The organism is Elusimicrobiota bacterium, assembly GCA_028718185.1.
Classification (GTDB): domain Bacteria; phylum Elusimicrobiota; class UBA8919; order UBA8919; family UBA8919; genus JAQUMH01.
On record JAQUMH010000011.1, the window covers coordinates 55,411 to 75,777 of the forward strand.

The following is a 20,367-nucleotide window of genomic DNA, read 5'->3' on the forward strand; positions in this document are numbered from 1 at the left end:
TTGTGAATATCTTCCTTATCAGTCTATTTTATATCATAAGGTCGCCGCCGTTAATATCAAGCGAACAACCGGTAATGTAAGAAGCTTCATCTGATGCCAGAAAAAGTACTAATGATGCAACTTCTTCGGGTGTACCCAAACGGTGAATTGGGAACGATTTTATATAATTATCAAGCCGTTCTGTTGTTACATTTTTCCTTACCATTTCGGTGTCGATAAGTCCCGGGCAAACTGCGTTAATTGTAATATTATATTCAGCATATTCTTTTGCGCAGTGACGTGTAAAGCCAAGTACTCCCGCTTTTGATGCAGTATAGTGGGCGCCCCCTAAAGTACTGATGTTTTTACCTGCAGACGACGACATGTTGATTATCCTGCCGTATTTGTTTTTTTTCATTACAGGAAGTACTGCTTTCGAACAGAGGAAGACACCTTTTAAATTGACATTAATAACCGAATCCCACTCTTTCTCACTTATATGTTCGATTTTAGTCGGGAATAAAATACCGGCGTTATTGATAAGAATGTCTATTTTTTTGTAATGTTTTAACGTGGTTTTAACCAGAGAATCAATATCCGGTTCTTTTGTTACGTTGGACGGAACAGCAATACATTCATTGCCTGATTTTTTAATTTTTTCTGCTACTTTTTCTACATCGGCAAGATTCAAGTCACAAGCAACCACTTTTGCATTTTTTTCTGCAAATGCAATTGCTATTGCCTCGCCCATACCGGCAGCCGCACCCGTAACAATTACAACTTTATTTTCAAAAATATTTTTAGAAGACATAAGAAACACTGACTACGCAGATTAAAAAACCGATTACACGGATTATTTAATTATATTAAATTTATAAATAAAAAGCAATTTTACGAATCATTTTAGTGGTTTTGTTGAGAGACTTTTTTGTTGTATAAAAATTTCAATGTTATGAGATTGCTTCACGAAACGGCTGTTCGCAATGACCAGCAAAGTTGTCATTGCGGGGTGTAGCCGAAGCAATCTAAATTGTATTTTGATTTTACATCAGATTTTATAAACATCTCTGATTTTTGTCCATTTAATCTTGTCATTAAAACCGTTTTCTACAGCAGCTTTAACAAATGATAGACCATTAACTCCGTCATCTACAGTCGGAAAATCTTTTTCTAATTCGGTGGGTCTTATTCCTGCATCTATTGCCCGCATAGTATCTGTTGCATTTATATAAATATTTGCAAATGCTTCAATAAACGCTTCCGGGTGTCCTGAAGGCAATCTTGTTCCACGCTTTGCAGCTTCGCATAAATAACTGCTTCCGGTTGAATACAGCATAAGAGGCGTTCCTTCTTTTTGAACATAAAGATATTGTGGAATTTCTTGTTTCCAATATAAACGTCCTTTTTCACAATATATACGTATATTTAAACCATTCTCTTCACCAAAAGATATTTGTGATGCATGAAGGACACCTTTAGCACCGCCTTTATAACGCAATAGAACATTACCGTCGTCATCAAGTTTACGACCTTGCATAAATATGGTTAAGTCAGCACAAACGCTTTCAAGTTCAAGTCCTGTAATATACGAAGCGAGATTTTCACAGTGTGTTCCAATGTCACCCATGCAGGCTGATATACCGGATTGTTTAGGGTCGGTACGCCATAAAGCCTGTTTTTGTCCTTCTTTTTCAATAGTTTTTATGAGCCAGCCTTGAGGATATTCAACAATAATTTTTAAAACTTTACCTAACTCATTATTTCTAACCATATGACGTGCTTGTTTAACCATAGGATAACCGGTATAATTATGGGTTAAGGCAAATACTTTTCCTGACGATTTTACTATTTTTTTTAAATCAAGTCCTTCTTTTAAATTGAATGCGAGTGGTTTGTCACATATTACATGAAAACCAGATTCAAGGAACAATTTTGCGGGTGCAAAATGAAGATGATTTGGAGTTACAATAGATACGAAATCTATGCGTTCATTTTCAGGCAATTTAGATTCTTTTTCTGCCATTTCCTCAAAGTTTTTATATATTCTTTTACTGTCAAGATTTAACGCTTCACCTGTTTTTTTTGATTTTTCGGGATTAGATGAAAATACACCCGAAACTATATCTATTTTGCCGTCTAATCTTGCCGCTTTTCTGTGAACCTCACCGATAAAAGCTTCAAGACTTCCGCCTACCATACCCATATGTAATTTTCTTTTTTTAGTATTCATGAGATTGTTAAATCTATATTTTCGCGGAAATTTTATAATCTAACTGCCGTCGATTTGGATTTTTTAATCACTTCGTCAGCAGTAACTTCTCTGCCGAGTTTATCTGAAATATAAATTCCTTCGGATATAAGCATTGTGTTAAGTGCAAGTTCTGCTGTAGGCAATAGTTTTACACGTCCTTGTAATGCAGCAATCCAATGTTGCTGCGAATTATCATAGGCATCAGCGTTTTTATTAAAAGAATGCCAGCGGCGATTAAGCATGTACATATCAGCAGTGCTATTCAATTCAAAATCACCAAGATTCCTATAAAAACCAAAAGGTTGTAATCTGATACCGCCTCTATTACCAACAATAGATGAACCTTCAAAAACGTTAAGATGTATCGCCCAGGATTCTATAATATCCATAGTAATGTTCTTATTGAATTTAACGAAACCCAAGCCTAATTCTTCTACATCGTATCCGCTCTGTTTTTTACGTGCAGAATCAACATCAATTTCCCTGTATGTTTTTCCTGAAATACTCGATACTTCAGGATTACCCATGAGGTATAATAAAGCGGAGATATGGTAGACACCCATATCAAATAATGCACCGCCACCTGCATATTTTTTACTTACGAAGTTCTTGGACCCGCCTGCATCCAGAAAAGGTCTGCCGCGACGACGATACCCTGTTGAGCGGGCATGGTAAATTTTACCAAGGTGTTCTTTATCTATAAGGACTTTAGCTGCTTTGGTTTCATCTAAGAAAATGCCGGCAAGTTGGATGCTGAGTTTAAGTTTATTATCCCTTGCGGTTTTTAACATGGTGAAAGCATCTCTATACGAACCTGCCATTGGTTTTTCACAGTAGACATGTTTGCCGGATTCAAGAGATGCTACGGTAACCGGCATGTGAAAATTATTATGCAAGCATACATCAATTGCATCAATATCACCCCGTTTGAGCAGTTTCCTGAAGTCAGTATAGATATAAGGGATGTTGTGGATTTTAGATACACGTTTGCATTCTTCTTCATTTACATCCGCTATTGCAACTATTTCCACACCAGGAATGTTTTTATAAGTTTCTAAATGATTCTTTCCGATTTGTCCCACACCAATAATACCAACTTTTATTTTTTTCATTTTAATAATGTTTTTAAGTTATTAATACAACGTTCAACACATTCCATTGGCGTAAAGGCATACCTTGATTGCTCTACAATATACCATTCCGTCTTACCATGGGTTTCGCAAAGTGATATAAATTTTTTTATATTTGCTTCGCCTTCTCCCAATAGTACTTTTTCATCCTTGGCTAAATAATCTTTTAGATGTACGGTAACAGCACGGTCCGGATAACGATTTAGTATGTCCAGTAATCCATCTGCACTGACTCCGCCCATCATTGCGTTACCTGCATCCAGCTGCATTATTATATCGGGGTTAGCAGCTTTAAAGAAAATATCCCATGGTAATTCGCCATTCATATGCTTAAATTCATTCGCGTGATTATGATATCCTATACGCATTTTTTCGGGTTTCACCTTTCCCGAGATTTCGTTCATTAGTTTTGCTGTTTCAAGCCAGGCTGGTTTTGAACAACTTCTTTCTTCTTTTAATCCGGCAACTATTAAATATTTGTTACCGATAACATGATTGAATTCAACTGTTTTTTTTAGTTCATCTCCAAGCAATGGGTCAATAGCCAAATGTGTTCCTACAGCTTTCAATCCAACGTCGTCCAATATTTTTTTTAATTCTTTGGCAGTTTTTTCGTAATACCCCGCGAATTCAACACCCGTATAACCCATCTTTGCAATGGATTTTAGAGTTTCAGGCAGGTTACGGGCACAATCTTCACGAACTGACCAAAGTTGCAATGCTATGTTTATCATGTTTTTATCCTCCAGTAAAGACTGTTCTTATTTTCTAACGTTCTTATATTTCCTAATCTGCTCGGCTATAAAACAATGTGTAATGTAGATTCTTAGATTAGGAAAATGGAGATTAAGACCCGTCACTAAATCTTTGGTGGGCAGATATTAGGGTTTTACTTAGTCTCTCAATCTCATAGTCTCCTAATCCCTGTCTTTTCTTTTAATTTATTATCTGTTTCCTTTCATTGATTCTAATAAAATTGTTTCTAATTCACCCCGGTTTTTTGAGGGATTAAGATAACAGTCAATAATTCTTTCATGAGGCAATTTTTCTATTCTTTCATTCATAATATTTAATACTTTTGAATTAATCTCTATTGCTTTTTTTACCGGCATATGTTCAGGATTAATATCTATACCTAGAAACTCTTTATATCCTATCATTTTTAACGCATATAGTAAAGCTTCTGTGTTTTGCCATTCAACAACGCCTACGTTTAAGTCTTGGTCATAATTACCTAACGGTTGACTGTTGAAATGTGTATGAGCAAGTCTTCCTTCGAAAGCAGATAGCGAATATGCAGAAGGAGCGTCTTCATATCCCATTCGCACATGACCTATTTCAGGATTAAGTCCTACTAGAGTATATCCTTGTTTTAGTAATTTTTTGTTTTCGGGATTTTTAAGTTTACTTTCAATTCTTTGTGCTGCAAGAATGCCTTCAGCAGTTGTTCTATAAATATTGTTTGGGGCAGGCTCATATGGTTTAGGTTCAATAGCTACCCTTATTCCCGGAGTTTCATCCATAGATGCAGCCACTGATTCTTCAAAATTGTTCCACATCCAATAATAGTTTGTACCTAACGAATACATATATCCATCTATTCCAGGCCAGGAAATAGCACAATTAGCACCGGTTTCTTTTACTAATTTTAAACCGTCAGCAGCTATTTTGATAGCTTTTTCTCTTGTTTTTTTATCAGGATTTGAAAGTGACCCAAATTCAAAATCTTTATCAAAAAAATGCGAAAAAGGTATTCCAACGAGTCGTATCCCGGTATCTTTTTCCAGTTTTTTGTAAAGATGTAAGTTATCCCTGTTTACTTCTGCTGGAAAATGAGCTTCTATTCCTTTAACTCCATAATCTGCAAGTTCTTCCGCCATTTTTAACCTTTCTTTTATATTTTTTTCTTCTACATATCTATCATGAAATCTTCCCCCACCAGGTGTAAAATACCAGATACCAACTGAAAGATTTAATTTCAACTTAAAACTCCTCATGTGTTTTATTAACTCTTCCTTGCTACGAATCTTTTTTTGGTAAGAAAGATCTATCAATTTATACATAATAATTGTTACCTCTTTAAACAGGCAATTTGGCTGTATGGTTTTGTTCTAATTTTGCATATCTTTTGAGTAATATTTCTATGTTTGGTGCATTTTCTTTTATTGGTTTTAAAAATGTAGATTTATCTTTCTGCACGAATATGTCTGTAGATTTTTTATAAGAAGTTCTTAATAAAACTTTTGCACCACTTATAGCACATCCTATCGGTGCCGCGTAGTTTGAGTTTTTTATTGTATAGCTATCAGCATTAAAAATATCACTTATTAGTTGTCTCAAAAATGTATTTCTAGACCCACCTCCTACTATGCAAATACTATTAACTTTATTTAAATGTGTGGAATGCAGTCGCAATGATAAAATCTGTGAAATATGTAATGCTCGTATATTTGTTTCAGGGTAGTCTTCATTAAATCCGTCTCTTATGATACCTTGCTTGCATAAAGGGACTGATTCACTCATTAAATAAGGCAGCATAAGTTTCTCCTGTTTTGATAAAACAGGTCTTCCTGCTTTTTTTATGTATTCTTTCCACACAGAGTCCCTTATCCCTGTATCTAAAGATTTAATAATATATTTTTTTAAAAAGTGGTTATGTACTTTTCCACCATTAGTAATACAACTTAATGCCATTGCTGTTCCTTTTGTATATCCAAATATGTTGTATTCACCATTTAGTGAATATTTTATTTTTTTCATAATACCGTTTACTGTATAACTACTACCTAAAGAAACAACAATGTTACCGCCAGAACCTGATAATGTTGCCGGATTGTCTCCTGTTCCTGCCAATATTATTGCCTTTGAATTAACACCATATTTTTTTACAAAATAACTACTAATTTTTCCTACTTTAGTATCGTAATGAGTTATATTTCCGATTTTTTCTTCCAAAGATGTAGATAATCCTAGCTTATTCAAATACAAATTAATTTCTTGTAATACTTGTTTGCTCCATTGAGGTTTATTAATGTTTATGTTATTTAAATTTGTTCCCCATCCGTCACCTGTATCTACTGGTACTATTTTTCCTGCTAAAATAGATGTTATAAATGCACTTAATAAAAATATATTTGTCGTTTCATTGTATTCTTTAGGAAATTTCTTTGCCCATTTTATTATTTGTGCAGCTGGAAATCTTAATTCTGCTTTATTACCTGTAATATAAGATATTCCTCTTCTACCTTTAAACATTTCTGTTAAAATTTTTGTTTCTTCAACAGGACTCCTGTCTTCCCATATCGGTACCGTATTTCTTGAAAGTGTAAATTGTATTTGCTCTGTTAACTCTTTTTCCGGATTCAATGATTTAATTCTATCTTTAAAAAAATGGTTTGTATATATTGTACAATGTTGCATTGCGTCTATTTTGATAATATGTATTTCAGATAATCTTATTCTATTTTTGATTATGTTTTTGAAGGAATAATCCAATGCTTCAATGAGCATTAATGGTGATGTATGATTTGTTTCAGGAACAGGTGAAGCAAGCACACCACCAACCGTCTTATACTTAGGAAAAGCATTATCGTAATCAAATTTTGATGTATAAATAATATCTCCTTCGTTTACATCAAGTATAACGATTTTCACAGATTGAGTGCTGAATTCTATTCCCAAAGAATATACATTTTTACTCATAATGTTTCTATAATACCTACACATAATATAGCGAATTCAGTAGTTAAATTCCCACTTCCAGATATTTAATGAGCTATTACTCTATTTCTGCCCAGCTTTTTTGCCCTGTATAATGACTTGTCCGCGATATTAATAAGTTCCATAGATTCTTTGGCATCTTGCGGATATATAGAGGCACCTACACTTATTGTAAGCTTACCATTGGGTTGATTGTGTCTAAATTCAAACGGATATTTTTCTACATCGGTTTTTATTTTCTCCAGTATTTTTATGGCTCCATATTTATCTGTGGCCGGAAGAATTAATGCAAATTCGTCTCCACCATATCTTGATACAATATCAGTTCTTCTTAAGCTCTGAGATATTATTTTAGCCACTTGCTTAATGCAATCATTTCCTGCAAGGTGGCCGTTTTTATCATTGTAATTTTTGAAATGGTCAATATCGATTATAGCTAATGATAAAATACTGTTATATCTTTTTGCTAGTTCTGTTTCTTCTGTTATCCGCTGTTGAAAAAACCGGTGGTTATATACTTGTGTCAGTTCATCTATAATTGACAGTTCTTGTATTTTCAGGTAAAGTTGTGCATTTTGTAAAGCAACTGCAGCCTGATTAGAAATTGCGGTTGAGATAGCGATATCTTTTGACGTAAAAGTTATTTTATCTTTATCATTACCGATAATAATTAAACCCAGTATTTTGTCCTGGACTGCAAGCGGTAATAGTATAAATTGTTTTAACTTCAGATTTTCTGTTATTTCCTTGTCTATAAGCTGATTTTCTCCTGTATTTTGAATTGTAATCGGTGTTTTTAACCTAATGGTCCGCTCTATCATTTTATCCTGTTCCGGTACAAATGTAAATTTATTAATACCTTTTAGGGCGACAGCACCATTAGTTGCTATGCATTTAAGAGTGCTGTTTTCTTCCAGCTTATATATAAAAACTGAACAAAAACGTTTTTCTCTTATTAGGTTGTCAATTATTAAAGATAGTAATTTGTTGAAATTTGTTGTAGTAAGCAATTTCTGAATAATTTCGTTTGTTCTTGTGAGTTCTTCTTGGGTGAGTAATCTTTCTTTTCCGAGTTGTCTGATTTTATAGTATTGATACAACAGGAACGTAAAAATAACGCCAAAAACGAGATAACGGAATAAAGGGTTTAACCATCCCAAAACTTCAATAAAGGAAATTGCAAGAAGGAATAGAAAAATAACTAATAGCATTCATTATTCACCAAGAACTTTCTTTATTTTTTCCTTTAGTTCGTCTAAATCTACAGGTTTTACAATATAATCGGATATTTTTGATGCCCAAACTTCGTAGTCTGTTTTGAAAGAGTCATACGCAGTACATATTACTATCGGTAAAACAGTGGATTTGCGTCTTACTTCTTCTAAAACCCTTAAACCGCTCATATCAGGAAGTTTAATATCTAATATAACTAAATCCGGAACAGTTGTTTTTAATAAATCAAAACATTCTTGTCCTGTTCCTGCAACCAGAACATTATATCCTGCTTCCCTGAGTTCATCGCTTACGACATCCGCAAGTATTTTTTCATCTTCAGTTATAATTATCGTTTTCATATTACTCCTTTTTATGGCTCACCAATTGCGTTTTTAACTGTAGTTACGAGTTTTTCGAGTGCAATGGGTTTTACAAGATAGCTATAGAATTCTATTTCTTTATCTGTGAATCTTTGGTAATATTCTTCAAATTGTCCATAACCGGTACACATTATGACAGGGAGAGCAGGATATTCATCTTTCAGTTGCTGTAAAACTTTAATTCCATTTATGTCCGGAAGACTAATATCCAATATAACTAAATCAGGTTTTGCATTTTCTATGTAACTTATTGCCGTAAGCCCTGTTTCTACTATATCAACACTATATCCCAAATCTTCAAGTTCATCCTTGAATATCTGACTTAAATTTTTTTCATCATCTGCAATAAGAATTTTTTTCATTTTAAAATAGTTTTATTTAATAATTTTTCAACTTCTGATAAAATCGTTTCTACCGGCGCCGGTTTCAAAATAAAAGTGCAAAAATTTATATTTTCAACCTGGAGACAAGTTTGTCTATATTCTTCAAATGCCGTATAAATAATTACCTGTGTTTTATTCTTACAAATATTTCTTATTTGTTCTAATATTTTTAAGCCGTCAATATCAGGTAATCTCATGTCCAATATTATTACATCAGGTTGGGTGGTTTGCAAAAATTTAATTGCATTTGCACCCATTAGCGCTGTGTTAACTTCATATCCATTTTCTTCAAATACTTCATTGAATATTTCGGATAAATGTTTATTATCTTCTATAATAAGTATTTTTTTCACAAAATTATATTTTCCTTAACTGGTTGTATTTGTCAAGCAATTCTTTTACTGTTTTTAATAATAAATCTAAATCAGCAGGTTTTGATATAACAACATTTGCCCAGCGGTCGTAATATGTCTTAAGTTTTGGTTGTGGAATTGCCGTGCAAATTATAACAGGAACTTGTGTATTATATTGTCTTATAGCCGCTAATATCTCAGTGCCTGAAATGTCTGGCAGCTTCATATCAAGGATTACTAAATCGGGCATTTTTTCTTCTATTATTTTCAAAGCTGTTGCACCATTTTCAGCAGTAAGAACGTTATAGTTATTCTCTACAAGTTCATCATGAACGAGTTCTCGAAGATGCAACTCATCTTCTACTATTAAAATTGTTTCCGGCATTTGCCCTCCTGCTGTGTCTGTCGAAAAAAACCTCAACAGCCACTGACTGTATTCACCCCGAACCGATACTGGTTCAGAGCAGGAATACATCGTAAGACTGTATAATCTTTTGTGTCTTTTCCAACAAAAACTATCTTAAATCAAATAGGCAGTAATATCTTAAAAGTTGCTCCGTGTTTTAATTTGCTTTCGACTTCTATTTTGCCATTATGTGCTTCAATAATTCTGTTAGATATAGACAGTCCTAAACCCGTACCGCTTGGTTTTGTCGTAAAAAAGGGTTCAAATATTTTTTTAATATTTTCTTCCGGGATACCTGGACCTGTATCTGATATTTCAACTGTTATGTGACCATCATTTTGCATTGTTGCTACTTTAAGCTCTTTCCTTTCACTATTAGCAAGGAAATTTAATGCATTTTGTATAATATTAAGTAATACCTGTCTTATAAGCGCAGGATCTATTTTTACTTTTGAAATAGTAGGTTCAAGTGCTTTTATAAGATTTACTTTTGATGATGATATTTCCGGCTGAATAAAATATAAAATATCTTCTATGAGTTTATTTATATCATTTGGTTCTGATTGCGGAGCAGTTTCCCTGGAAAAAGTTAAAATATCCCTGACTACCCGTTCTAACCTGTCTGCTTCTTCTATGATATAATTTGTATATTTCTTGTTTGGATTATCATCAGGTATTTTCTTGCTTATTCTCTGAGCACTGGCACGTATTGACGCCATGGGATTTCTGACTTCGTGTGCTACTACCGCTGCCATTTCACCTAACGCAGATAATCGTTCTGATTTTATAAGTTGTATTTGTGCGTGTTCAAGTTCTTTTTTTGCAATTTCTACCTGCTTTTTCAGTTCGTCGGTGAAATTCTTTTCCATTTCAAATAACCGGGCATTATCTATCGCCAAACCGGCTTGATTTGTAAATATTACCAGTTCTCTTATATTTCTTTCTTCTATCGGTTTTTGGGATGCGATAGTATCAATGAGAAGCAGCCCTATTACTTTTTCTTTGGATATTAAAGGTAACGAAACGAAAAGGTTGGGTTTTAAGTTCTTATACAATTCTGTAAAACTGGATGGCAAAATGTCGTCTTCTACTGATGTGAAAATCTTTGGTTTTGCTTCTATGATAGTTTTTACAACAAAGTTATTTTTTTCATCTAAAGATACTTTAAGTTTTTTAAGGTCTGACTCTTCTATTCCTATACCTCTTTCGGGTTCCAGTATGTTATTGTTTATAAGTAAAATCACTATTCTGTCAAAGTTGAGTTCTTTTTGAACAGCTTCAAGTATCAAACCCAAAATTCTTTCAAGGTCTACTGTTGATACCATTGCTTTACTAATACGATTGAGTGTTGTTAGTGTATCTGTTTTCTGTCTAAGCATTTTGTTTTTTTGTTCTAATTCTTTTTTTGATATTTCAAGTAAATTTGTCGCTTCTTTATATTGCTCATAAGATATATTTAGACCAATCAATTGTTTGGTTACCGGTTTAAAGGCAAATGCCAATAATACTACTGCAACAATGGTTGTTAATATCAGAGATAATGATATTGAAAGAAAAGTAATGAGATATTTATCGAGAGAGCGTTTAAATACAAAAGCAACAGCGACACTAGCAAGAATTACACAAATAGTTAACCATTTCGTTTTATTGAGCATGATTTCCCCCTTAAAATAAGCACTCGTTTTACTCGTGCACACGAATTATCACGAATTTTATAATACCTCACGAATTTGTTACAAATATTCGTATTTAATTTGTGACATTTGCTTTTATTTTAGTATATCCGTGTGTATCGGGTTCAGTTTCCGATATAATATATTTCAAATTATACTATTTTGTTTTATAACAGTTTTATACCAATATGCACTATCTTTAAAAATTCTCTTTTGAGAATTATTATAATCAACAAAAATAACTCCAAAACGTTTTTTATAACCACTAGCCCATTCAAAATTATCCATTAGAGACCAGACAAAATATCCGGCAAGTTTGATTTTGTCAGTGATTGCTTTACGTGCAGAGATAAAATGGTTCTTTAAGTAATCAATACGATACGAATCATGAATTTTATCATCAGATGAAATTTTATCATCAAAAGCGCATCCATTTTCAGTAATATAAAACTTTGGAACATTATACATATCTGCGACAAACTTAAGCCCATAATATATACAATCAGGATTTATTTCCCACCCCATAGCGGTTTTAGGATGATCAGGTGCATATGGAACATAACGGTATCCTTTGGAATTATGAGTGTTATCTGCTTCAACTACAGAACCTGTATAAATATTAAGACCTAAAAAATCCATTTTTGTTGAAATAATCTCCATTTCTTTGTTTGTAATATCAGGAACATCTTTGCCTTTTTCTTCCCACATTTTCTGTGGATATTTTCCTTTATATATCGGGTCAAGCCACCACGCATTTCCGCCTATCCAGTCACTTGAATCAAACCAAGCATATTTTGCAGCTGTGAAATCTGCAGGGGTACTGGTTTTTGGTATTTTTACACTAAAACATTGAGCGAGACCAACTTCCGGTTGTTTTTTTGAATATTTCCTAATTGTTTGAACCCCTAACCCATGTGCAAGAAGTAAATTGTGTCGAACTTGGTTTACGACTTTTGGAGATTCCTTAATACCCGGTGCATCACTTTTTCCGATGTATCCTGCTGCCGAACAAGGCATCTCATTAAAAGTCATCCAATTAGTTACTCTATCTGAAAGCTGCCCAGTAACTACTTTTGCATAATCTGCATAAGCATATGAAGTTTCTTTAACACGCCACCCACCTTTACTCTCTAATACCTGCGGTAAATCCCAGTGGTAAAGCGTGACAAAGGGTATTATATCTTTTTCTAATAATTTGTCAACTAAACGGTCATAAAAATCTAATCCTTGTTTATTAATTTTTCCTGTACCTAAAGGTATGATTCTTGGCCAGGAAATAGAAAACCTATAAGCTTTTACCCCAAGTTCCGATAGTAAATCTATGTCTTCATTATAACGGTGATAATGATCACATGCAACATCGCCTGTATCGCCATTGGCAATATTCCCCGGTGTATGACTAAACCTGTCCCAGATAGATTCGCCTTTGCCGTCTTCATTCCATGCACCTTCAATTTGATAAGATGCTGTAGCACAACCCCATATGAATTTATCCGGAAACTTTAATATTTTTTTTGACATAGTGTTTTAAGCCGCTGATTACACAGATTTTGAAAACCGATTACGCAGAGACATCGTCTAATCTGTGTAATCAGAGATTGTTAAATTTTTAACAATCTCAAATTTTTATAGACTTAAACTGCGGTAAATATTTACGATTTTTTGCCAGCATTTCAGATACCATCTTTTTTATTTCTGCCAGCGATAATACTGCTGCAGTAAGCGGGTCATAAATAATTGCTTGAAATACTAATCTGGGATCTCCGGTTATTGCTGCTTCAACTGCCATTTCTTCAACAGCGACACTTATATTATTCAGTGCCGCACATTGCGGCGGTAACGCTCCAACATGAATAGAATTAAACCCCCGTTTATTTGCAAGAACAGGAACTTCTACGCATACATTGTCAGGTAAATTAGTTATTATGCCCGTGTTAGGCACATTGCCGTTGAATTCAAACGGTTCTCCTCCTTTATATGCGTTAATAATATATGATGCAAATTCGTGTCCTCTTTCTAAAGACATAGGTGCGCCTTTTTTAAACCATTTCTTAACATCTTTTTTCCACTCTTTACCAACTTTAGAATATAATTTTAGAATATACGCGTATTTTCCTGGGTTCCATTCGGTACCGTGCGTACAATATTTCTCTATTAGGTCAGGGCGTTTCCTAAACCACCAGTTGTATTCTGAATTATGACCGCTGGATTCTGTAACATAGTAATCCAAATGAAGGAACATTTCATTTCTAACGAGTTCTTTATTATAAATGTTTTTTCTTTGGACAGCTTTACGTATTAGCGGATAAGCGTCTTTACCGTTTTTTTTGTACTCAATATACCACGCCTGGTGATTAATTCCTGCACAAACATATGTTATTTGTTCCATTGGTGTATTTATCCATTCTGCAAGCATCCCTGCTGTTCCTTGAACACTATGGCATAAACCCGTGAGTTTTATAAATGATTTTTTCTGCATTGCCCTGCATAACATCGCCATAGGATTTGTATAATTAAGTAGGATTGCATCAGGACATAGTTGCTCCATATCACGGCAAATGGATAACATTACAGGAATGGTACGCAAAGCCCTGAAAATACCCGAAGGTCCGCGAGTGTCCCCTACATTGATATCAACGCCATATTTTTTTGGAATTTCTATATCATATCGCCAAATATCTACACCACCTGCGAGGATGGTACATAACACTGCATCTGCTCCTTTTAATGCTTCTTTCCTATTCATCGTTGCTTCTATTTTAGCCGGATAGTTTCCCCTGTCTATAATACTCTGAACAGCTTTTTTGGCAAACTCAAGACGTTCTTTGTGTATGTCCATAAGGACAAATGTTGAGTCCTTAAGAATAGGGAATGTCAGTATATCCCTGACTAAACTACGGGTAAACCCCAAACTTCCTGCACCAATAAATACGATTCTTGCCATAAAAAATAATCTCCTATAAGTGATGTGTGTGTTAGAGTTTTAGGGTTAAAAGGAAGACTCAAGTAGGTTTTCAACAAGAGTCTGTATAACCAATTTAGCAAAGCAAGCTTTGCAACTACGACATTGGACTTCCCTAATTCTCTAATCAACTAATTTCCCAATTCTCTAAGCTTCAATCTTTTATCTTTTTTGCACCATCTTCTGCATTACAAATATAGAACTCTGGTTTTATTTGAAATTTCTTCTTATATATTGTAGATACTTTTTCGGTAAATTCATTTATGCTTTCTTTCTTTACTAAACTTACTGTACATCCTCCAAAGCCGGCACCTGTCATTCTTGAACCTAAGACCCCTTTAATATTCTGTGCTGTTTCAACAATTGTGTCAAGTTCAGGACAACTTATTTGATACAATGTTTTACACGAATTGTGAGATTCATTCATTAATATTCCAAATTCTTTTATCATAGATTTTTTCAATAATATTTTAGCGTTCAATACCCGCTCATTTTCATAGATTATATGTTCACATCGCTGACGGATTATAAATGGTAACTTGTTTTTAAATTTTTCAAACCGGTCAGATGATATATCCCGCAGTTGGTTTATATTAGTTAAATATTGTTTCAATATTTTGACTCCTTCTTCACATTGTTCTCGTCGGGTATTATATTCAGAATCCACCAATTCCCTTTTTTTCTTAGTGTCCGCTATAACAATAGATATACCTGGATTTGAAAGGGGTATATGTTCATATTCGAGACTGCGGCAATCAATAAATAAAGCTGTGTTCTTCTTTGCATAAGTTATTACAAACTGGTCCATTATACCGCATTTCATCCCGATGAATTCATTTTCTGCTGTTTGACAGAGTATAGGTATATTCTGCTTTTTTATTTTTATATCCGAAAGAGTAGTTATTGCAAGACAACTTACCACTTCTATAGCCGCAGAAGAAGATAATCCGCTACCTATAGGAATATTACCTTCAAAAAGGAAATTAATTCCTTTAGGTTTATGTCCCTGTTCTTGTAATATTTTTACTACACCTTTAGGGTAATTAGCCCAGCCGTCTTTCTGATTATACGTCACTTTATCTAAAGAACAAGTTGAGCTCTTTTCAAAATTAAGAGATTGCAATCTTAGAATGTTCTCACCGTTAGTTGTTGCGGTAACTAAAACATTCCTGTCAATCGCTATTGGTAAAACATATCCGCCGTTATAATCTGTATGCTCACCAATAAGATTAACTCTGCCCGGTGCAGAGAATATGCGTATATCACCGCTTTTACCAAATCTTTTTTGAAATTCTTTTTTAAGATTTGCTATTCTGTTCTTCATATTCCTTGTTTGCCTGTTTATATTGGTTTATATCGCCAATATCATACCAGTTATCACAAAATACAAATCCATAGACAAGTTCTTTCTTGTGTAACCACTGGATATACCTGCCAGGTTGGTCCGGGCTGTTGCCTTCCGCTAAATATTTATTAACCAAATCTAACTTTTCTTTAGGAAACAAATACATACAAATAGCAGCAAGAGTTGTTTCCGGTTTAGCAGGTTTTTCAACAAATGAAACCACACGATTTTTATTATCGAGTCTTATTTCGGAATATTTTTGTACTAAATCTTTACTTTTTACATCATATACTGCAATTGATGTACCTTTGGTTTTGAAAAATTTTACAAAATCATTTAAATTAAGTTGAAACAAATTGTCACCCGCTAATACAAGTAGGTCGTCATTAACCCGTAATTTATCTATTACAAATTTCATATCTCCAATAGCACCTAATTTTATCTCATCAGATGATGTCCCGTCATCAATCAATTCTATTTTTTTTTCTGTTTTTAAGTTTGAAAGCCATTTCTGAAATAAATGATAAAATCTATGATTTGTTATGATATAGACACTATCAATTTCAGATACCTGTTCTATTTTTGCAATAGTATATTCTAGCATCGGTTTGCCGGCTATAGTCAGAAGATGTTTGGGTTTGTCTTTTGTGAGAGGATATAGTCGCGTGGCATATCCAGCACATAAAATTATAGCTTTCATAAAGTAAATTCAGGGATTAGGAAAACGGAGATTAATAAATTCTGATACTAAGAGAATGGATATTATGAGACTAGGGTTTTACCTTAATCTCTCAGTCTCCCAGTCTCCCAGTCTCCCAGTCTCCCAGTCTCCTAGTCTCCTAATATCCTAATCTCTAATTTTTTAGTCTCCCGGTCTCAATCTTGATTATTGGCAATATACTTCAAATTCATATAACGAAAATCCGTAAAGTTTTGTTCCTACTGCAACCCCTCTTCTTGTTCCATACATCCGAATATATCTACCGCTGCCTTTTAACGGTATTTCTTCTACACCACCCATTCCATCTGTCTTTGTATATATTGTTGTCCATTTAGTATCATCATTTGATACTTGTATCTCGTAGTCTTTACCATATGCTGCTTCCCAGTTCAGGATTACTTTTTTAATATCATAAACAGCACCAAGGTCTATTCTTATCCATTGAGGGTCACTAGCTGCTGATGCCCAGCGTGTTGATGTTACACCATCTACTGCCCCTTCTATAGGTGTTGCCCCGCTTTCTATGGATGATGCTGTTACAGGTTTTCCTTTAGCTATATTACCGGCAACACTGTCTTGTTTTTTAGCAGATGTTTTGGTCGGTTTTTCTTCTGTGGCAGATTCACTTTGTTCGCCTCCAAGTTTAAGAATTATATAATCAAAGTTGCCGACTGCTCCTGCACCGTTAGTGTCCATCGCCAACTTCATAACGTGTTTCCCTTCACTTAAACTTACTCCTGTCTTTGTTATTGTTTGCCATGTCTGCCAACCACCTGTATCAGGTACTGTCATTGGTCCTGTTTTGTCTACATCATCAAACTCTATATGAAAAGTTCCGCCCTTACCAGTTGCGCCTACCTGCACTTCTATTGTATATGTCCCTGCTGTCTTTATATCTACCGTATATTTTAACCACTCACCTGCCATAACCCAGCCTACATCATAACCTCCGGCAGGATTAACTTCTATATCTACTCCTTCATCTGTGCGGTATTGTTCCCCAAAATTCCTTGCTTCTTTGTCGTGATATCCTACTCCTTCTCCACCCTTGTCAAAATCTTCTGCTTCAATCTTTATATCTGTTACTGACCCTTTCTTTTTAGAAGCTGTTTTACTTCCTTTATCATCACTTTGTTTTGTAGCAGCAACTTTTTTACTGATAACTTTTTTCCTCGCCTCAAGCTGCCCCGTGCAAGTAAAACAAATACCAAACACTATTCCTAGAATTATCCAGTTTCGCATATTAGTTAGCTCCTTAAAAAAATGTGTGACGTGAAATGTGTAATGAACAAATAAAACAACATATTGGAATTTTCTTACATTTACTAATCTAATTCCCATAATTTTATTTAATCTACAAAAATCACCTCCTAGTATAATAAAATAATTAAAAATATATTATTCCAAAGTTGGAAATTCAGTGACGCGTAAATTTGTGCAACCGTATGGAATTAACATTAATTCTTCCAATGGTTTAGAAGAGTTTGCCGGACTTTTTGGAATAGATCCTGCAGCATTATGTTCCAATGTCCACTCAGGAATACGACTTCCCAGTATCTTAATTGCGACAGGTGCTCCTTTCGGGGAAAATGGGCAATCACCGATTGATTTTTTTTCAAGTTGCATTGATTTTTCCATATCATCGATATTAATATTCAACGCATAATTCCACGGTGTTGTCGGATGTACTTCCCAGTCACCATGAGGTAATTTACCTTTAATCAATTTCCAGTTTTCTCCTATTTTAAGAGAATAAATTAAAGGACCTCTTTCTACACTAATGCTGTTATTATAACGTCTTTGAGTTTTAAATTCCATCGGTAGATGTAAAGTTATTGATGTTGTTTTACTCCACTTACGGTCAATACAATAAAATTTCCCGGATGCCACCGAAATAGAATTTTCTTTGTTTACTTTTATTGTTGCCTTTTTTGTCCAAGCCGGTATGCGTAGATATAAAGGGAATTTAACAGGCTGTTTTACTGTTATTTTAAAATGTAATGTTTCATCAAAAGGATAATCTGTTTTTAAATCAACTTTAACCGGATTATTTTTAATTTTAGTGACTACCTTACTAGGGGCATATGCAACAACAGCTAAACCGCTATCTTGTGTTTTCATCCAAAGATGCGAAGCATATTTTGGCCAGCCTTGATGCATATTTGCCGTACAGCAACCGTAATGAGGTTCCAAGCCATAAATATTGGAATCCGGTCCGTTAGTTGTGTAGATTCTGTCTTCGGCAACTTTACAAATTACCTGGTTTACCTGCTGGTCATACTGGTGTGCCCACATGTCCGGACTAAAGGTTGCGGGCAGTGCATTAAAAGCTATACGTTCAAGTCTATCTAAAAGAGATACATCGCCTAAAATACTCGCAAGTATTTCAAGAGAAAACATGTACTCAACAACAGAACAAAGTTCTGTGCCCTGTGATGGGTTTTTGCCGGCAAGATGTTCATCACCGGTAAAAACACCTGTTATTTGACCATGATATGTATCAAGTGTTTCAAGTATTTTATAAACTGAATTTTTATCTTTTTTAGCGTGCGATTGACGATACCATACCCCAGGGTATTTTATTGCCATAGCATTATTTACAACATGTGTAATCATATTAAAGCTTTCTTTTTTTGTTTTATTTTTATATTTGAATTTATTAAAATTTTTACTCCAATCATATCCTTTAGCATGTACTTTGTTAGATAAACTCAAAAGCCACTTTTCATTAGTTTGTTCATAAAGCCAGTAAATACTAAGTATCAATTCAGCACATCTATGTCTTCCCCATTCAAGCATAGATATTTTACCGTTCCAGAATGTTTTATCTTCTAACAATATGTTAAGTTTTCTAAAAAACTTATCCATTGCAGGTATAATACGTTTGTCTTTCGTAACTTCCTGATATTGTATCATTGCTTTAAGAACCAGAAAAACCGGCCATGGATCATATTCTATACCTTTATTATTCTTTACCGGTCCTAACCAACCGTCTTTATGCTGATGGTTTAGTATGTAGTCCACCCACTTAGTTACTTTTCTTTTAAGTTTGTCGTCATCAAGAAGAAAAGCAAGAGGTATTATGCCATCTAACCAGTAAGGTCCGCGTTCCCACCCTTCGGCTTTTCCGCCTATCCATCCGCTTTCAGAAATATCCGGCCAAAATTCATCCAAATGTCCGCTAAGTCCGTTTGCCTGAATATGAAGCTGGTTAAGTAACCATCCATCCGTATGAATACTTCCAAGCGGTAACGGTATAAATTTCAATTTAGTTAATTTAGAATTGTTTTTAATATAAGCCTCTTCATGCACACGAATCATCACGAATTTCATAACACCTCACGAATTTATTACGAATATTGGTGTTATATCGCGTTTATCGGATTCAGTTTTCGTTACAAAAATAATTACATTTATTTTTGTCGACACTGATTTAATCTGATACCAGTGACTTCATGCAGAAATATGTGAAATTGGTTTTTTACTACACAAGTAGGTTTAGTGAAATCTAATGTAAATAGATGTTGTTTTAATAACAGGCAGGATAAAAAATAGATATTATAACAGGTTCCTGAAAAAATAAGACAAGTTATATATTTCATTTGGCATTTTCGGTTTTTACGTTTCTCCAGCTTTGGTCTTTGAACCACTTGTTGTATATTACTTCATAGTCTCCGGATAACTTTAACTCCGCCAGGAAATAATCTAACCATCTCAAAAAATCAGGATCACCTTTGTCTACCGCAAATGAATAATATTCAAAACTAAGCTGGTCGCAAAGTATCTTCAATTTGGGATGCTGCAATACTAGAAAATCAGCAAACGGTTTGTCAAATACAAATGCATCTA

The 20,367-nt window shown here is 34.3% G+C and carries 19 protein-coding genes; all 19 read right to left on the reverse strand.

What is annotated here, in order from left to right:
* Positions 1 to 28: 28 nt before the first annotated feature.
* A complete protein-coding gene (locus PHE88_10715; protein MDD5688291.1) occupies positions 29 to 790 on the reverse strand; it encodes an SDR family NAD(P)-dependent oxidoreductase in 762 nt (253 codons plus the stop codon).
* 237 nt (positions 791 to 1,027) lie between these two features.
* Positions 1,028 to 2,209 (reverse strand): Gfo/Idh/MocA family oxidoreductase, encoded by a 1,182-nt coding sequence (locus PHE88_10720; protein MDD5688292.1) that lies wholly within the window; start codon positions 2,207 to 2,209, stop codon positions 1,028 to 1,030.
* 32 nt (positions 2,210 to 2,241) lie between these two features.
* Positions 2,242 to 3,342, reverse strand: coding sequence for a Gfo/Idh/MocA family oxidoreductase (locus PHE88_10725; GenBank protein MDD5688293.1), 1,101 nt, complete (start codon positions 3,340 to 3,342; stop codon positions 2,242 to 2,244).
* Entirely contained in the window at positions 3,339 to 4,094 is a 756-nt protein-coding gene (locus PHE88_10730) for a sugar phosphate isomerase/epimerase (GenBank protein MDD5688294.1), read from the reverse strand. The genes PHE88_10725 and PHE88_10730 overlap by 4 nt, the downstream gene beginning before the upstream one ends.
* A 210-nt stretch (positions 4,095 to 4,304) precedes the next feature.
* On the reverse strand, positions 4,305 to 5,423 hold the full coding sequence (locus PHE88_10735) for a TIM barrel protein (protein MDD5688295.1): 1,119 nt from the start codon (positions 5,421 to 5,423) through the stop codon (positions 4,305 to 4,307).
* A 16-nt stretch (positions 5,424 to 5,439) separates the two neighbouring features.
* Positions 5,440 to 7,062, reverse strand: coding sequence for an FGGY-family carbohydrate kinase (locus tag PHE88_10740; GenBank protein ID MDD5688296.1), 1,623 nt, complete (start codon positions 7,060 to 7,062; stop codon positions 5,440 to 5,442).
* Between the two features lie 65 nt (positions 7,063 to 7,127).
* A complete protein-coding gene (locus PHE88_10745) occupies positions 7,128 to 8,291 on the reverse strand; it encodes a sensor domain-containing diguanylate cyclase (protein MDD5688297.1) in 1,164 nt (387 codons plus the stop codon).
* A gap of 3 nt (positions 8,292 to 8,294) precedes the next feature.
* A complete protein-coding gene (locus PHE88_10750; protein MDD5688298.1) occupies positions 8,295 to 8,654 on the reverse strand; it encodes a response regulator in 360 nt (119 codons plus the stop codon).
* 11 nt (positions 8,655 to 8,665) lie between these two features.
* On the reverse strand, positions 8,666 to 9,037 hold the full coding sequence (locus PHE88_10755) for a response regulator (GenBank protein ID MDD5688299.1): 372 nt from the start codon (positions 9,035 to 9,037) through the stop codon (positions 8,666 to 8,668).
* On the reverse strand, positions 9,034 to 9,411 hold the full coding sequence (locus tag PHE88_10760) for a response regulator (GenBank protein MDD5688300.1): 378 nt from the start codon (positions 9,409 to 9,411) through the stop codon (positions 9,034 to 9,036). The genes PHE88_10755 and PHE88_10760 overlap by 4 nt, the downstream gene beginning before the upstream one ends.
* 4 nt (positions 9,412 to 9,415) lie before the next feature.
* A complete protein-coding gene (locus tag PHE88_10765) occupies positions 9,416 to 9,796 on the reverse strand; it encodes a response regulator (protein MDD5688301.1) in 381 nt (126 codons plus the stop codon).
* Between the two features lie 140 nt (positions 9,797 to 9,936).
* The gene (locus tag PHE88_10770; GenBank protein ID MDD5688302.1) at positions 9,937 to 11,472 is read right to left on the reverse strand and encodes an ATP-binding protein; all 1,536 of its coding nucleotides are present in this window, start codon (positions 11,470 to 11,472) and stop codon (positions 9,937 to 9,939) included.
* A gap of 165 nt (positions 11,473 to 11,637) precedes the next feature.
* Positions 11,638 to 13,011: a GH1 family beta-glucosidase gene (locus PHE88_10775; protein MDD5688303.1), complete on the reverse strand. Its 1,374-nt coding sequence runs from the start codon at positions 13,009 to 13,011 to the stop codon at positions 11,638 to 11,640.
* Positions 13,012 to 13,108: 97 nt separating this feature from the next.
* Positions 13,109 to 14,434 (reverse strand): alpha-galactosidase, encoded by a 1,326-nt coding sequence (gene melA, locus PHE88_10780; protein ID MDD5688304.1) that lies wholly within the window; start codon positions 14,432 to 14,434, stop codon positions 13,109 to 13,111.
* A gap of 172 nt (positions 14,435 to 14,606) precedes the next feature.
* Entirely contained in the window at positions 14,607 to 15,776 is a 1,170-nt protein-coding gene (locus PHE88_10785) for a galactokinase (GenBank protein MDD5688305.1), read from the reverse strand.
* The gene (locus PHE88_10790; protein ID MDD5688306.1) at positions 15,751 to 16,497 is read right to left on the reverse strand and encodes a nucleotidyltransferase family protein; all 747 of its coding nucleotides are present in this window, start codon (positions 16,495 to 16,497) and stop codon (positions 15,751 to 15,753) included. Before PHE88_10790 ends, PHE88_10785 begins: the two co-directional genes overlap by 26 nt.
* Positions 16,498 to 16,683: 186 nt before the next feature.
* Positions 16,684 to 17,760, reverse strand: coding sequence for a discoidin domain-containing protein (locus tag PHE88_10795; GenBank protein MDD5688307.1), 1,077 nt, complete (start codon positions 17,758 to 17,760; stop codon positions 16,684 to 16,686).
* Between the two features lie 156 nt (positions 17,761 to 17,916).
* Complete coding sequence (locus PHE88_10800) at positions 17,917 to 19,851, reverse strand: glycoside hydrolase family 127 protein (protein ID MDD5688308.1); 1,935 nt, start codon at positions 19,849 to 19,851, stop codon at positions 17,917 to 17,919.
* 265 nt (positions 19,852 to 20,116) lie between these two features.
* Positions 20,117 to 20,367: transporter substrate-binding domain-containing protein (locus tag PHE88_10805; protein MDD5688309.1), on the reverse strand; the 251-nt coding region annotated here is incomplete at its 5' end.

Bases quoted from the DNA above. Each gene is read 5' to 3' on its own strand.
- PHE88_10715 (MDD5688291.1), bottom strand. From the start codon at position 790: ATGTCTTCTAAAAATATTTTTGAAAATAAAGTTGTAATTGTTACGGGT.
- PHE88_10720 (MDD5688292.1), bottom strand. From the start codon at position 2,209: ATGAATACTAAAAAAAGAAAATTACATATGGGTATGGTAGGCGGAAGT.
- PHE88_10725 (MDD5688293.1), bottom strand. From the start codon at position 3,342: ATGAAAAAAATAAAAGTTGGTATTATTGGTGTGGGACAAATCGGAAAG.
- PHE88_10730 (MDD5688294.1), bottom strand. From the start codon at position 4,094: ATGATAAACATAGCATTGCAACTTTGGTCAGTTCGTGAAGATTGTGCC.
- PHE88_10735 (MDD5688295.1), bottom strand. From the start codon at position 5,423: ATGTATAAATTGATAGATCTTTCTTACCAAAAAAAGATTCGTAGCAAG.
- PHE88_10740 (MDD5688296.1), bottom strand. From the start codon at position 7,062: ATGAGTAAAAATGTATATTCTTTGGGAATAGAATTCAGCACTCAATCT.
- PHE88_10745 (MDD5688297.1), bottom strand. From the start codon at position 8,291: ATGCTATTAGTTATTTTTCTATTCCTTCTTGCAATTTCCTTTATTGAA.
- PHE88_10750 (MDD5688298.1), bottom strand. From the start codon at position 8,654: ATGAAAACGATAATTATAACTGAAGATGAAAAAATACTTGCGGATGTC.
- PHE88_10755 (MDD5688299.1), bottom strand. From the start codon at position 9,037: ATGAAAAAAATTCTTATTGCAGATGATGAAAAAAATTTAAGTCAGATA.
- PHE88_10765 (MDD5688301.1), bottom strand. From the start codon at position 9,796: ATGCCGGAAACAATTTTAATAGTAGAAGATGAGTTGCATCTTCGAGAA.
- PHE88_10770 (MDD5688302.1), bottom strand. From the start codon at position 11,472: ATGCTCAATAAAACGAAATGGTTAACTATTTGTGTAATTCTTGCTAGT.
- PHE88_10775 (MDD5688303.1), bottom strand. From the start codon at position 13,011: ATGTCAAAAAAAATATTAAAGTTTCCGGATAAATTCATATGGGGTTGT.
- melA (MDD5688304.1), bottom strand. From the start codon at position 14,434: ATGGCAAGAATCGTATTTATTGGTGCAGGAAGTTTGGGGTTTACCCGT.
- PHE88_10785 (MDD5688305.1), bottom strand. From the start codon at position 15,776: ATGAAGAACAGAATAGCAAATCTTAAAAAAGAATTTCAAAAAAGATTT.
- PHE88_10790 (MDD5688306.1), bottom strand. From the start codon at position 16,497: ATGAAAGCTATAATTTTATGTGCTGGATATGCCACGCGACTATATCCT.
- PHE88_10795 (MDD5688307.1), bottom strand. From the start codon at position 17,760: ATGCGAAACTGGATAATTCTAGGAATAGTGTTTGGTATTTGTTTTACT.
- PHE88_10800 (MDD5688308.1), bottom strand. From the start codon at position 19,851: ATGAAATTCGTGATGATTCGTGTGCATGAAGAGGCTTATATTAAAAAC.